Source organism: Barnesiella sp. ET7, from assembly GCF_024733785.1.
GTDB lineage: Bacteria > Bacteroidota > Bacteroidia > Bacteroidales > Barnesiellaceae > Barnesiella > Barnesiella merdigallinarum.
The window spans coordinates 69,331-84,629 of record NZ_JANRHM010000001.1 but is presented as its reverse complement, the minus strand read 5'-3'; the positions used below and the strand labels follow the sequence as shown (position 1 = coordinate 84,629).

Annotated in this window: 8 protein-coding genes; 4 read left to right on the top strand and 4 right to left on the bottom strand. The window is 54.1% G+C overall.

The features are described 5' to 3' along the window. Window positions 1–31 precede the first annotated feature (31 nt). Window positions 32–2,611: a hypothetical protein gene (locus NW211_RS00265; RefSeq protein WP_258326458.1), complete on the bottom strand. Its 2,580-nt coding sequence runs from the start codon at window positions 2,609–2,611 to the stop codon at window positions 32–34. Window positions 2,612–2,964: 353 nt separating this feature from the next. On the opposite strand from NW211_RS00265, the gene NW211_RS00260 reads away from it, so the two are divergent. Then, on the top strand, window positions 2,965–3,864 hold the full coding sequence (locus NW211_RS00260) for an exopolyphosphatase (RefSeq protein ID WP_087408102.1): 900 nt from the start codon (window positions 2,965–2,967) through the stop codon (window positions 3,862–3,864). A 6-nt stretch (window positions 3,865–3,870) separates the two neighbouring features. Here NW211_RS00260 and NW211_RS00255 read toward each other — a convergent pair whose 3' ends face one another. The 3 genes from NW211_RS00255 to NW211_RS00245 all read right to left on the bottom strand — a co-directional run bounded on the left by NW211_RS00255 (window position 3,871) and on the right by NW211_RS00245 (window position 7,769). After that, window positions 3,871–4,521, bottom strand: a complete 651-nt coding sequence (locus NW211_RS00255) for an AAA family ATPase (RefSeq protein ID WP_258326457.1) — start codon at window positions 4,519–4,521, stop codon at window positions 3,871–3,873. Window positions 4,522–4,657: 136 nt separating this feature from the next. Beyond that, window positions 4,658–6,838 carry a hypothetical protein gene (locus NW211_RS00250; RefSeq protein WP_258326456.1) on the bottom strand — a complete coding sequence of 727 codons (2,181 nt, stop codon included), beginning with the start codon at window positions 6,836–6,838 and terminating at the stop codon, window positions 4,658–4,660. Continuing rightward, window positions 6,807–7,769, bottom strand: coding sequence for a hypothetical protein (locus NW211_RS00245; protein WP_258326455.1), 963 nt, complete (start codon window positions 7,767–7,769; stop codon window positions 6,807–6,809). Before NW211_RS00245 ends, NW211_RS00250 begins: the two co-directional genes overlap by 32 nt. A gap of 265 nt (window positions 7,770–8,034) precedes the next feature. Between NW211_RS00245 and NW211_RS00240 the strand changes: the two genes are divergently transcribed. The 3 genes from NW211_RS00240 to NW211_RS00230 all read left to right on the top strand — a co-directional run bounded on the left by NW211_RS00240 (window position 8,035) and on the right by NW211_RS00230 (window position 15,278). Further along, window positions 8,035–8,412, top strand: coding sequence for a hypothetical protein (locus NW211_RS00240; RefSeq protein WP_087408098.1), 378 nt, complete (start codon window positions 8,035–8,037; stop codon window positions 8,410–8,412). A 603-nt stretch (window positions 8,413–9,015) separates the two neighbouring features. Then, window positions 9,016–12,678 carry a T9SS-dependent choice-of-anchor J family protein gene (locus NW211_RS00235; protein WP_258326454.1) on the top strand — a complete coding sequence of 1,221 codons (3,663 nt, stop codon included), beginning with the start codon at window positions 9,016–9,018 and terminating at the stop codon, window positions 12,676–12,678. Between the two features lie 17 nt (window positions 12,679–12,695). After that, window positions 12,696–15,278, top strand: coding sequence for a T9SS-dependent choice-of-anchor J family protein (locus NW211_RS00230; RefSeq protein ID WP_258326453.1), 2,583 nt, complete (start codon window positions 12,696–12,698; stop codon window positions 15,276–15,278). The last annotated feature ends 21 nt before the right edge of the window (window positions 15,279–15,299 follow it).

Below are 15,299 nucleotides of genomic sequence, written 5' to 3'. Positions count from 1 at the left end.
CTGAGGCGAGTCTCTTCACGTCGGTCTTCTGTCAGTACAGTCGGGAGTTGAGGTCGAGAGGAATAGCGAGCGTGTCGGCCGCCCACAGATGGAAGTCGGGCATCACGTCGCCCGAAAAGAAAATCCGATAATATTTGTAGGCCGGGCCCGTAATGTGCAGGGTCAGTTTTCCCGGTATTTTGCCGCTGTTCGACAGCTGCCCCACGGTGACAAACTTGTTTTCGGCATCGTTGCCTCCCCATAACGAGAGAATCGTTTTCTTCCCGGACGACGAGACCCGCAGCGAAAGTTCCCTCCACCGTTGATAGCTCTCGCTCTGGAGCGTGATGGGACGGGTGAGCAGTACAATCTGTGCCGTATTGTTCCGTATCTCTTTTTGCAGATCGAAGATATTCCCCTGTTTATCCTGACCCAACAGATGTGTGGCATCGTAAAGATACGAGGTGTAGACTTGTGTCGTGCGGTACATATACATCGAGGGCAGATGCAGAACCACCGTATATCCGAGTCGAGGTTGGCAGAAGAGCAACTCTTTTTCGATGGGGTTATAGGCGATGATACATCCTTGAATGAAGTCGGAGAGCGGTGTCGTGTCGCAGGTTGCCTGTAATATATTGCTCGAGAGCTGATAGTCTTGAAGCTTCGAATTGTCTTCGTAGGGCAGTTCGTCGAATGCCAGAAGCTGCTGCGTGGTTGCACCCTGTAAAATCGATAGCCCTTTTGGAGTGGCAAACAGGATAGCCTCTTCGAGGGGAATGATGGGATATTCCCTCGAAATAGGTTCACGGCTCAACTGGTGCTGGTTGCTGTAGCACACCTCGCCCGAGCCGCTTTGCAGGGCCCAGATGCCCTCTTCGGTAAAAAGGTAGAGCGGGAACTCGCCGAACTGTCCCTCGGAGAGGGCCGTGGTAATGCTCGCGATGCCGGTGATGGCTCCGTTCGATACCGAGTAGGTTTGTTCGGCCGGAAAGACAAACGGGTTTTCATACTTCGATACCCGCAGAATATTGTCCTGCGTATAGACGTCGTTGCTGGGCGAGGGGATGGTCAGGGCACTCGAGCCCGCTGCCGAATCGACCTCCAGAGGTGCTGCCACAAACGAATCGTCGAGGTAGTCGGCCCGGTTTTCATACTCCGAGGGGGTGAGCTCGATGCGCTTGCGGTACAGTCCCGACGCGCTTTTCACGACAATCTCCATCAGGTAGGCATTGCTGTCGGGGTAGGAGATGAAGGGCGAGAGCTGGTTGTAGAAGTAGTCGGTCGTCCCGCTCCACACCACCATGCTTTCGCCTCGCTCGGTTTTGAGGTAGGTGCAGATATAGGCCTCGGCCGGTTCGGCATTGGTTCGCCCCGTAGTCTGCATGATCAGCGGGAACCCCGGGAACATCTTGCGGCTCAGGTTGGCCTGGTGCAGCCGCTTGTTGAGCACGTAGCTCACTTGCGCTCCGGTTGAGAGCAGGGTCGTATTGTCGGGCGATAGCACCTCTTCGTGTACCAGCATGTCGGGGCGTATGTCGCTGTAAAAGTCGTACCATTCGCCCACCTTCAGGTTGCTCCAGTCTTCGATCGAAGTTATTTTGTAGAAGAGCGAACTTTGCATGTATTGTTTCTTGATTTCGTTCCGGTCCAGAAACGAGATGTCGCCCGTGACGTAAAAGACGGTGTTGCCGTTCTCTTGGGTACGCTCGATTTTGAAGTCCATGCCTTGCAGCGTTTCGCCCGTCTCGAAAATCGTGGCTTCGGGGGTTACGAAGAAGTCGATGCTCTTCACGATGTCCTTCCAGTTTTCGAGGTTCAGACTGTGAATGAAATATTTGACGATGAAGTTTTCGGCAATAATCTGTCCCTCGTAGGTTCCCGTACAGATGTTGTTCGAGTTTTTGATGCGGATTCTCAGTTGCGAAGGCTGTATGGGGTTGGCCTGCGAGAGCATGACGGGAGTCGACGAGAATATGCGACTGCCGTCGTAGAGGGTGAGTGCATATCGAATGAGTATGGGCTGAATGAAATAACGCCGTTTCCAGGCCTGCTCCTGCAGTTGGAAAAAGGCATCGTAGTAGGCCCCGTTGTAGAAGTTGGTCTCCTCGGTCTTGAGGTAGGTCGGGTTGTTGTAGGTCTCGGAGAAGGTGTGCTCGGGCACGATATAAGCGTCGGTATAGCGGGTATAGGCCGAGAACGAAATCTCGGGAAAGTCGGGTTGCTCGCCCAAAAATATATATTCGCCCTCTTTGTAGAGCAGGTAGTAGGTATGCTCGGCACAGATGACGATGAGGGTGTTGCCAATCGACTGAACCGACAGTGCGGTACTCCCGTTGAGGGTAAACAGCTCTTTTTCGACAGGCGTTATCTTTTCGCTATCCCGGTCGATATTCACCTCGTAGTAGAGGGCATAGTCGTTGGCCGTGATGTGATGCTCTCCGTCGTAGCAGGTATGCACATAGAGCAGTCGGCGGTCTTTCTCCTGGGTATTGTACAGATACTTGGGGGTGCCCACGGGAATCAGGTGGCCCGATTGTTTGCGCAGATTGACCACCGACGAGCAGTCGCCCGGCTGGGCAGTCGCAGGCGAAGCATGGCGATTCATGCCGTTGAAGATAATTCTCGATTTCATAGGACAGAAAAATTTCCGGTAAAAGTAATGCCGGCTCTCTCTCGACTTGTGGCATGATGATACTCTTTGAAAGAAGGAGGCCCTTCCCGACTATTGATAAATACCTGATAATAAAACAGGAGGGGCCTCCTTGCCCCCTTGGTGCGGGGTAGAAGGCGCATTGCCCAAGCATAACCAATCACTGTTTTGCGCCTGAGTTTGTACCTGAGTATAACATGCGAGCGGGGCAAATGGTTGAGTCGGGGGTGAGCCGTACATGCAAAAAATAGGGGGGCGGGGGCGATATTCTTGCCTTTGCGACGTTCAACATACGGGATAAATGCGTATCTTCGCTCAGAAAGGAGATAGGCTTTATGGACAAACTCAATTTTGCTGCAATAGATATTGGCTCCAATGCCGTGCGACTGCTTATCAAGGGTATCAATCCGGATGAGAACGTAACCGATTTATCCAAGGTCTTCATCGTGCGTGTGCCGTTGCGGTTGGGGCAAGATACCTTTACCAAAGGGCGTATCTCTACCGAGAAGACCGAGAAGCTGCTGCGACTCATGCACGCCTTCTCGCAGTTGATGCAGGTCTATAACGTAGTCTCCTACCGGGCTTGTGCCACCTCGGCCATGCGCGACTCGTCGAACGGGGCCGAAATCGTGCGCTATATCTCCGAAAAGAGCGGCATTCACATCGAGGTTATCGACGGTCTCGAAGAGGCTCGTATCGTCTACGACAGCCACATTGTCGACCAGTTTGAGCAGGAGGGCAATTTTGTCTATGTCGATGTAGGTGGCGGCAGTACCGAGGTGAGCATCATCAGCAACCGCTCGTTGTTGCAGTCCCAGTCGTACAACATCGGTACGGTGCGTATCCTCAACAAGAAGTTGAGCCGCAGCGAACTCTTCCGCATGTACCGCGACTTGAGGCGGGTGAAAGAGTCATATCCCCGAATCTCCATCATCGGCTCGGGCGGGAACATCAACAAGCTGCACCATCTGGCCAAAATACCGGCTCGCGAGCCCCTCACCGTAGAGCGCCTGCTCGAGTTGAGAAACGAGCTCAACAGCTATCCCATTGTCGAGCGCATCGAGCGTTTCGGCCTCAAGCCCGACCGTGCCGACGTCATTGTGCCTGCAGCCGACATCTATCTGCAGATAGCCACACACATCGGCGCGCAGGAGATATGGGTGCCTACCATCGGTATCGTCGACGGTATCATCTATTCGCTCTGCTCCGATTATCTGGAGATGCACAAAAAGTAAGGGCTTCTATTTTTTCTTCTTCTCCCACTTGGGACGTTGGTCTTTCTTCAGGATAAAGTCGCGTATGAAGAGAGCCGTCTCTTCGCTGCCCAGTATCGACGAGTCTATCGACAGGTCGTACGACGACGATACCCCCCAACCCTTGTCGGTATAGAAGTTGTAGTAGGCGGCGCGCAGTTTGTTTTTCTTTTCGGCCAGTTCGATGGCCTCCTTGCGTGTCATTCCTTGCGAGCGGCTCAGTATGCGGGCAATGCGATCCTCGAGCGGCGCGTGTATGAACACGTTGTAGCATCGTGGATATTGGCGCAGGATATAGTCGGCACATCGTCCTACGATTACGCACGATTGGGTCTCGGCCAGTTTGCGGATTACGTCGGACTGGAATTTGAAGATGTATTCATTCGACAAACCTCCGTCGCCCCACAAGCCTCCGGCCCCCGTGAGCCAGTTGATCGAGAACGAATTGAGCAGGGCGCTCGGGGCGCGTTCGTCGGCCTTCTCGAAATATTCGGTGCTGAGTCCGCTCGACTTCGAGGCTTCGTTTATCAATTCCTTGTCGTAGTAGGCGATACAGAACAGTTCGGAGAGCCGCTTGCCAATTTCACGGCCGCCGCTGCCGAATTGCCGGCCTATGGTGATGATGAGGTTGTTGTTCATAATGTCGTGTATAGATTCGATTATCCAACAAACTTACATTAAAAAAATAGGAAATCCTATATCCCGATATATTTTTTTTGCGTGCTTGGCTGCTTTTCGATGTGTCGTTCAGGGCTTCATCGGCAAAAGGTCCGGTTCAACGACGTCCGACCTTTTCGGCGTGATAGTCAGCCAGATGGTCGCAATGACCCCGAACCAGTTTCCCTTTTTGGGTGTGTGGGTATCGCCGGGCCACGGTGCGGAAGTTGCACAGGGTGTAGTGTATGTCGGCTCCCGTTTCGTCGTCGGTAATCAGGTCGGTAGCCTGCCGTACGAGGGCTTCGGCTCGGGCCAGGGCCGCGCGGGTATATCGGTCGTTTTCCCAGTCGCGCTTCTCGCACACCTGCCCCCAGTAGCAGCTGCCCCGGTAGTATTGGGTCAGGCTCCAGCAACGGTCGAACGAGTTGCGCAGCCCGATGGCATAGCGCACCATCAGCCGGGCTTTGCGGTTGGGCTCCCGGGTCGTCTGCATGTTCTGCTCCAGCGAATGCATCTCCCGGGCAAAGGCAAATTTGAAATCGGCGGGATTTTCGGTCGAGGTAGCCCGTACGGCGAAGGGGTCGTATTTCGCCTCTACGTTGAGGTGGCGCTTGTAGGCCTCGCTCACGGCACCCAGATAGCCGATGGCCTCGCCGTATCGCATGGCGCGCAGGCATTGCGTGCCCGCTATGTCGTTGAGGTAGTCGTTGCCCGTGTAGCCCCGGGCGTTGAGGAATCGGTCGAATGCCGTTTGCGGCCGTTGCACCCGCCGCACGTAGGCGATGGCGGCGTCGGTCCCGAGGCTGTCGATCATCTCGAAAAAGTGGTTGCTGTAATCGTATGCGTTGAACTCGCCCGAGTATCGGTACTTGTCCAGCGGCAATACCTGTTGCACAAACCGAGAGTCTCCGTTTTCGTCGGTTGTGACAAGTGTCACTTCTTGTTTGCCTACGACTCCCAGCAGCCGGTTGTCGGCCATGTTGGCCAGTTGCAGCGCCCGGGTCGTTTTGCCGGCCTTGAGCATGCGGGGACACACCTCCGACAGCACGATGCGCCGCATCATGTCGTTCCAGTAGTAAAAACTGGCGCATCGTATCAACTTGTACCCGTGGGTGGTCTCGTCGCGCACCGGCTCGGTCAGGCGGTTTGCGATTTGTTTGTCGAGCCACTCGAGTTGCTGGAACAGTCGCCTCTCGTAAGCCCGGTTACAGGGTTGTGTGCGGGCATCGAGGTAGATGCGGAATACTTTGATAGACGCGTCGATAAACGGGTTCGACCGGGCCCGCTCGGCCAGCCGCAGCAGTCGATAGGCCTGGCTGGTCTCTCCGTCGAGGCCCGACAGGAAGGCGGCCGTGTAGTACCACATGGCCGGTACCTCCGTCTCTTTGTTGCGGGCCATCTTCATACACAGGTCATGCAGCTTCGCCTTTTCGGCCCGGATCGCTGCCGTATCGCAGGGATAGAAGGTGTCGGGCACCTCGAGACTGCGTATGTAGCTCTGCAACGTCTGAGTTATGTAAGGGCTGTTCGGTGCATATTGGCACACGAGCGAGAGGGCGTCGACGGTCGACACGTTCTTGCTGCCTTGCCCCGTGTAGAAGAGAATGGAGCCCACGTCACCGGTCCGGGCAAAGTAGGGGAGAGCCTTCTCGGCTTGTCCCGTGCGTACCTCGGCCCCCGCTATGTAGGGCTCGATCAGGCGGCGCATCAGGTTGTCGGCCGGCAGTCGCGACACCTCCGACTCCCACAGGTCGATGCAGCTCTCGTATCGCCCCAGCGTGAAGAGTGCCCGTACTGCTTGCAACAGATAGCGGTCGCGCAGTCTGGGTTCCCGGTTCGACAGGGCATGTTCGGCCACCTCTTCGAACGTCATACGTGCCCCGATTTTCATCGAAGGGTAGTACCAGCGCGAGTTGCGCTTCAGGCGGATGTACTCGTTGGTCTTGGCCAGCAGCAGGAAGTCGAGCAGGGCCGTATCGCGTTGGGCAATCCACGCGACGAAAGGGTTGTCGTGTTTTCCCATTCGGTGAGTCTCTACCCGTTCGAGCTCCTCGAGCGGCATCTTGTATACGGCTTGGTAAATATCGGCCGTAGGAATATCGGGCGAGGTTAGCCGCTGCCACTCCCGGCAATTCTCCTCGTCCTCCCGGAGGGGCGATGGGTCGGCAGAATCGGGCTCATACACTCTATACATATAATACTCTTCCGGGGCATACCAGGGCTCCCAGCAGGCAGCAACTTCGTGGCTGGTAAACAGAGCGGCCAGACTAACGGCCAAGAATCTGATCGATCTCTTCATGGGTGTAGTGTTTGAGTTGTGCATAATCCAGGTGATACAGCAGGTTGCCGCTTGCCGGTTGGCCCAAATAGCTTTCGACCAGCTTCTTGACGGCTACTATTTCGGCTGCGGCAGGCCGCTCTCGCCGCACCGACTCGCCGGGCTGCGACACCGTGTCGGCCTCGGTCACAATCGATACGAATTTTTCTCCCTCGAATTTGACACCCCAGCCGAATACGGGGTAGGCATAGTCCAGGGGAATCGGGTACCGTTTCCGGGTCATATAGGGTTTTACATCGGCGATGTCCAGTATCGAGTTACGGGTGTCGTGCCCCTTCAATGCCCCCGTGTTGTACAGCATCAGTACACCCCGGTCGGCCGGGGGTGCCGGTTCGCGCAACTGATGCAGCCGCACGGTTATGCTCAGCTCTATCTCCTTTTTCTGCAACGAGTCTCTGACCGTCTGGCACAACACGGCGTAGCTCTCGCGGGTCGATGCCGTCCAGTCGCAATCGAGTTGTATCTCGTTTATCTTTCCGCACTCGTTATACGAACTCATGGCCAGCAGCCGGTCGACGATGAGGGGGGCGAACTTCCGCTCTTTCCCCGCCATGGCCCGCAGGGCGTCGAGGGTGATATAGGCGACCGGTACAATCTCTATCTCGTCGGGTACCCGTGCTTCGAACCGAGTCGTGGCGATGGGCACGACTTCGGAGCCGCCGGTCTCGTAGTCGGGCTCTACGGCCACATCGAACATGTGCAGGTAGATGCGGTCGATGTCGTGCTCTGCCAGGAAGTCTCGTTCGGCCGAGTCGGGGGCAAAGGTCGTTTTCCAGTAATAGACCGAGTTGTGTTTCGCAAACTCCGCGGTTGTCTTGTTCTGGCGTGTGCATCCCGCGATAAGCACACTTGTCGCGATTAGTACCAGGCCGATGGGGTGTAGCAGTTTCATAGTTTGTTTTTGTTTTTGAGGAGTCTGTTGCAAAGATGGTGAAATGGTTGCATGGACAGCACTGTTTTTGGTCCGACTGTACGAAATGGCTATCGGGCTGTATGAAATGCTTCTGTGCGACCTATTTCGTAAAGAAGGCTCCTTGGGTTGGGAATCCGCTTCGAAAAGTGAGGCTTTTTGGCCTCCTCGCACAAACTGTTTTATGAAATATTTTGTGGCGACAAAAGTTTTTATTTAATTTGTGTCATTCAAAAGAAGGCAAACTATGAATAACGATTTGAAAAAGATATTAAGCAGCGATACCGATGGCCTGCTCACCTATGAGTATATTGCCAACCACATGGGTACCTGCGACGACGATATGCCTGCTTTGGCCGACAATATCATCCGGGTCGACCTCACCGGCCAGATTACCGTGAGTGCTGCGCTCTATCTGCATGCCACCGGCCCCGACAAATACAGGGAGATTATCGATAAGCTCATTGCCGCTTCGCTCCAAAAGGATCGTGAACACAAATACATTGTCGATTTGCTGTCGGGTATTTGGGGCGAGGATTATAAGACGCATGTCGATGAGTTGAATCGGCAGAGCGACAATTTCCGCCGTATTTACAAGCGGGTCTATGCCAACGATGTGATGTAATTGTATTATATAATAAGGTACAACTCGGCATCTACCCGGTTATCCGTATAGACGATACGCCGCTTTTCTGCTCGCAGCAGGGCAGGAGGCGGCGTTCTTGTTTCTGATGCTCCTCTCTCCTGTTCTTCCCTTGTAAGGCATCTCCGTTTTCTTCCCGGCCATTTATCCTGTCCCCCTTCTGGCTTTTCTTGGAGATTTTTATGTTTGTTGTTTTTGCTCGATAAAATCAATCTTTTTGTAGCGATTTTTACTCTTGAAGTATTTTTTTGTTAGTAGCCGCTTTTGGTGGAATAAATTTTTATATGGTTGATTCTTAATTGTTTATATAGCTAAATAGACTTGAAATAATTTCTATACTTACGCAGGATTTGACTGTAAAGCTCAATTGGAATAGTTATAATTTTATAAAAATAACATTTGTTTTATCTTGTATAAATATTCTAAGTTTAAAAAATGCGGCTTTATATGGTGATATTTTTATAGAAAATATAGGTTTATTCCGAATAATTTTTTATATTTGCAAGAGATGAATAAATAGTTGTAATATTTTGTTGGTTTTTGCATGTAATGTAATTTCATAATAAACCTAATAATATATTTACGATGGCAAAGAGAATTACGCTTATTTGTGCTTTCTTCCTGTTTATAGTGGGATTGCGAGCAGAGGTTTTGCTGAACGAGAATTTTGAATCTTGGACGGCAACCAATTTCCCAGCGAATGGCTGGACGGTAGTAAACGATACTCAGGAGGGTGCCATTTACCATTGGACTCTCGAGACGGGGCGGTCGGCGCTTTCTGGCTCGATAAGTCTGTTTTGTGACGGCGGATCGTGGGATCCTGTTGAACCGGTAAAGGAGGAGTGGATTATCTCTCCGGCAATTACGTTGAGCAATACCAATTACAATTTGTCGTTCCTGTGGGAAGGGGCGTCGGCTGCCGCTTTCAAAAACGAATACGACTTGCAGGTGCGCGTGAGCGACAACGACGGGGAGTCGTGGACGACCATCTTCTCGTTTCTCAATCAGGAACAGGTCGAGAACAGTGGTGTAGTCTATCCCTGGACTGCCTGGACGGTAAACTCGTCGTTGCTCAGCCTGAAGGCTTATGCCGGCAAGACAATAAAGATAGCCTTTGTCCATTGCCTGCTGGTGAGCGGTTCGGGTAAAGGTAATTGTGCCTGGGTCGACGATGTGGTAGTCGAATCGGGTGCTGCTATCGAGGCTCCCATAGCCGAAGTAACTCCCACCTCGTATGTATTCCCGGGTACCTACATCGGGGTAGGCAAGTGGTCCGACAAGTTTGCCCTCAGCAACAAGGGTGTAGGTTCACTTACCGTAACCGGCATTTCGGGACTCGACGGTACCGATTTCTCTACCGATTTGGTCCCGGCCGATGTTTCGATAAAACCGGGTGCCGAATATGAATTTTATGTACGCTATACTCCCTCTTCGGCCTTGAGCGCCAAGTCGGCCACGATGACGATTCACACCAATGGCGGCGATGTCTCCATCGCTTTGGAGGGAACCAAAATCATTCTTCCCGACAACTACAATCTCGAAAGTTTCGAGGGCGGCACCTTCCCGCCGTTGGGCTGGACGGCTGACGAGGGCTGGTCTCAGGGACGAGCCTATGCTACCTCGGGCGACTACTCCGCCTCGTGTAGCTTTGCCGAGAACAACCCCACGCTGGTTACACCTCGTCTCGACTGTTCCGAGGGTTCGTATGAGTTGCAGTTCAATTATGCCAACGTGTGGGAACCCACGGCCGACGATGCCGCCACCTCCGAGAGCGGATTCGAGGTTTACTTCTCCAAAGACGGTAAGAATACCTGGACCCAGATAGCCTCGTGTGACTCCATCAACCGTTGGGAGCACCTGACTGTCGACCTGGGTACTCCGGCTTCGGACAACTGCTATGTCATGTTCAAATATGTGCTCGACGTCGATTTGTCGACCGGCGGTTGGGACGACCTGCCCGAGTACTCTACGACTTTCCTCGACGATGTAATCTTGCCGCCCTATTACGGAAGCTCTTCGATACCCGGGGCTGCTACGACTCCCTCGCCCGAGAATGGAGCTACCGATATCTTCAACGAAGAACTCGTGCTCACCTGGGGTGGTGTACAGTTTGCACAGACCTATAAGGTGTATGTAGGAAAATCGGCTACCGACTTCTCGGTAGTCAATGGTGCCGAGGTGACCGAGTGTTCCTATGCCCTCCCCGTACTCGACTATGCTACTACCTATTACTGGAAAGTCGTTGCCTGCAACGAAGCAGGTGAAACGCCTTCGCCCGAGGTATGGAGTTTCACCACGCTGGCCGACCAGACCGTGAGCACCTTCCCCTGGTCCGAAGGTTTCGACGGCGAGACATTCCCGCCGCTGGGCTGGCGCAACATCGGCGAGGGGTATACCGAATGGGATTTGACCAACTACACCACGTACGACGGCAAGGGCTCGGCCTACATTTCGGCCGGCGGTTCCCATCAGCAGGGCATTCTGCAGACGCCTGCCTTTGCATTGCCTGCCGATAAGGACATGCAGATCAGTTTCTATTGGGGCAATGCCGTACCGGCCGGATTGAGCAAATCGGTACAAGGCACGACCACCATCAATAAGGATACGCTCTATTTCGAAATCAAAGTTGATAACGCTTGGCACCAGTTGGCATTCATCTCGGCAGCTCAGGATGAGGGGCAAAGCTGGGAACGCCAACGCATCGTCCTCTCCGATTACCGGGGCAAGACGGTGAACTTCCGCTGGCGTTACAGCACGGTCGACTATATGGGTTCGGGTGCTTCGCTCGACAAGATTCTGCTCGAAGAGGCTCCCTCTGCCGGTAAGGCCGTCATCAACGTATCCTCGTGGGAGGCCGGCGATGTCAACTACAACAAGGCCGTTACCTCCAAAATGCTGAACCTCTTGAACGATGGCGAAAAGACGATGACGATAACCGGTGTATCGTTTGCCAACGCCAACTTCTCTACCTCGCTGCACAAAGACATGGTATTGGAAAGCCGCGAGAGTGTCGACTTCAACATCACCTTTGCCGCCGGCACAACCTCGGCCCTGGTCGAAGACGAAATGACCATCACCTTCGACGATGCTCCCTCGATTTCGTTCCCCGTATCGGGTAACGCACTGGGCATGTACACCCGCTACTTCAGCTTCGAAGACGACGAGTTCGGCTCCATTGCTCCCAAAGGCTTTACCACGGTCGATGCCGACCACGCCGCTACGGTTTCGCCGGTGATGATCAACTATCCCAACATCGGTACCGCCTATGCCTACATCGTCATCAACCAATTGCCCGAACCCGACGGTGCCGACTGGCGCAACATCTATCCCCGCTCGGGCGACCAACTGTTGGCTACCATGGCTGCCAGTGATGCTTCCGAGGCTGTCGACTGGATTATCAGCGACCAGATGACCGCTCGCGACGATGCACACTTCCGCTTCTATGCCAAGTCGTACGACGGCGACAACACCTATCACCCCTTTGCCGCTCTCACCGTACTGGTAAGTACCACCGACAATGCCGTGTCGAGCTTCTCGCCCGTTTCGGGATTCGAATCGGTACAGGTACCCCACAAGAACAACAGCGACAGCCAGACGTCGTGGACCGAGTTTGATGTCGACCTGAGTCAATATGCCGGACAACCCATCTACGTGGCCATCCGCAACAATACGCCGGGTCAGGGCTTTGTCACCTTCTTCGACGACTTCTATTTCGAGAATTTCGAATACGTAGCCAGCGACAACAATGCGCCCTACTTTACTACGGTGCCCGAGACTACCGCTACCGTGGGCAAACGCTGGACCTACAACTATGCCGTAGCCGATCCCGATGGCGATGCCTTGACCGTGACGCTGCAAGGCAAACCCTTCTGGATTACCCATACCCCGGGTACCAACGGCGGTACATTGTCGGGTATCCCCGGACAGGCCGAAGAGATTATTATGAAACTTTCGGTGACCGACGGCTCCAAAACTACGGTACAGGAGATTGTACTCAATATTACCGATGGTTCGGGTATCGACGAGGTGAACGGCGATTGCCTCGAGGTTTATCCCAACCCGGTGGTATCTACGCTCTATTTCAAGGAAACGTGCGACCGTGTAGTCGTTACCGATATTACGGGCAAACAGGAATTGGCCGCTCAGCAGGTCGAGAGTCTCGACATGTCGGCGCTGGCTCCTGGAGTATATCTGGTGACGGTACAAACTGCCGGTGAGCATCGAACCACCCAAATCGTTAAAAAGTAATCGAAACTATGTTTACTATGAAAAAACTTTTTCTTTCCCTCGCGCTGCTGATTGGCAGCGCAGGGGCTTTTGCCGCCGAAAATCTTGTGTTGAACGAGAATTTCGAGAGTCAGAATTTCCCGCCGCAAGGGTGGACTGTCACAGGTACCGAACTGCCGGATAACCTCGAGGCGACGGCCTTTGCACATTGGGATTTGAATTGGAACGAAATCACGGGGTCGCCCATCGCCGGGTCGGGTTGTGCCGAGGTAGTAAGCAATTATGCCGAGGGTGCAGCCGGCATCACGAAAGAGGAGTGGCTCATTACCCCTTCTGTAAATATAGCTCAAGATGCTACGCTGTCGTTTGTTTTCTGGTGCAATGCCTCAGCTTTTCTCCCGTCTGAAAAAACTTACGGTCGTTTCGTTATCAAGGTATCGACCGACAACGGAGCCTCCTGGAACGACCTTTGGGATGTGGCTTCACAGGAAGATATAGAAAACTCGGGTCTGCCCTGGCCGTGGGATAGAACGGCTACCGGCAGTGTGGCAAACTGGCAGAAACTGACTCCCAACATAAGTCTGAAGGCTTATGAGGGTAAAAACGTGTCGATTGCCTTCTATTTTCAGTCGGTGTTGTACAAGAACTACACCGCCGCCACGCTGGCTGTCGACGATGTGAAGGTGGGGAATCAGAAGATTGAGCAGCTTCCCGAGGTCGAAGGCTCTACGTCGTATGCCTTCTCCAACTCCTACATCGGTTATCTGGCTCAGTCCGAGCCCATGACGCTTCGCAACATCGGGTACGGTGTCTTGACCATCACCGGTATCGAAGGCCTCGAGGGTACCGACTTCTCTACCACGCTCGATCCCGCCACGGTGTCGCTGAAGCGGGGCGAAGAGGTTGAGTATCGCATCAACTACAACCCCACGGTCGAAGGGGCCCGCAGCACGGTAATGAAGATTCACACCAATGGCGGAACCCTTTCGGTCAACCTCTCGGGAACCAAAGTGGTGCTCGAAGAGGGGTATACGCTCGAGAGTTTCGAGGGCGACATCTTCCCGCCGGCCGGTTGGTCGCGCAACGAAGGCTGGCGCACGATCGAGGGCATAGCTACCTCGGGTGTGAAGTCGGTAACCGTGGGCGGCATGACTACCTGCGACATCGTTTCGCCCCGTCTCGACCTCTCGGCCGGGAACGGTAAGGTGAAATTCGATTACATCGAAACCACCGGCGAGGAGTATATCGACGACTCGTTCCTTCCCACCACCTACTTCATTTGCTATTACAAGAAGGGTTCCGACACCGATTGGACCGAGTTGTGGTGTTCGCTCGACGACAGCCGTTACAACGAGTGGGTACAGAAGGAAATCGAAATCAAGGACCAGAACGGCAACTTCGTGGTGAGCGACGATGTATATCTGCGCTGGACCTACGAGTTCGAAATCGGCGATGGCGGCCTCGACAACATGGTGGTGACCGACATCTACTTCGACAACGTGGTATTGCCCAAACTCTACGGTGCAGGCGATCTTCCTCTGGCCATCACTACCCCCAGTCCCGTAAACGGAGCTGTCGATGTCGAGTACGCCCGGCTCACCCTTTCGTGGGAACCCGCTCTCTTTGCCGAGGGGTATGAACTCTCGGTAGGAACCGACAAGGCCAATCCCTCCTCGCTGCTCGACGGTGTCCGTCTCGAAGGCAATTCGTCGGTATCCTATACGATTCCCGAGCTCACCCCCGCGACTACCTATTATTGGAAGATTGTACCCTACAATACCGTAGGCAAGAACGAGGAGGCTACCGTCTGGTCGTTTACCACCATGGCCGACCAGTCGATTCGCAACTTCCCCTACACCCAGGGATTCGAGGAGGGTGCCGTGCCTCCCATGGGTTGGGCCGCCAATCATCAGGGCGATGGCATACAGCAGTGGAAATCGAACAATATCGGCCCATATGCCGGAGAATATTCGGCTTCGGTATGGCACAACTATGCCGGCGAGGAGTCTACGCTCACCACGCCGATTATTGTCCTCCCCACGACGGGCGACATGGTTGCCTCATTTGCCTGGGGCGGTGCTCTCTGCAACCGTTTGGAAACCGGGTATGAAAACGAGGCTGTCACCGAATTGCCCCTCGACGAGGTCGACGATACCGACGGTACGCTCTATTTCGAAATCCGGGCGGTCGATGACGACTCCTGGACCCCGTTGGCCTATACCCAGGATCGTACCAAGTGGCGTCACAAATATGTATCGCTGGCTTCCTATGCCGGCAAGAGTGTGAACCTGCGCTGGCGTTTTGTCGCTACCGAAAATAACGGTTCGTCTACGGGCGGCTCGCTCGACGAAATCTACGTGGGCGATATTGCCGGCATGCCCACCTTGGCCGTCGACGAACTGTCGCAACCCCGTCTGGCCATCTATCCCAACCCCACGACCGATTACCTCTATTGGAGCGGTGGTGTGGCTCACGTGCGGGTCTACGACCTGACCGGCAACTGTGTGCGCGAGGCGGCCGATGTCGAGTCGCTCTCGATGCACGACCTGGCTGCTGGCATATATCTCGTAACTCTCACTCAGGGCGACACCGTCGTTACGACACGGGTGATGAAGCGTTAGAAACTTACCCCCGCAGGGTGG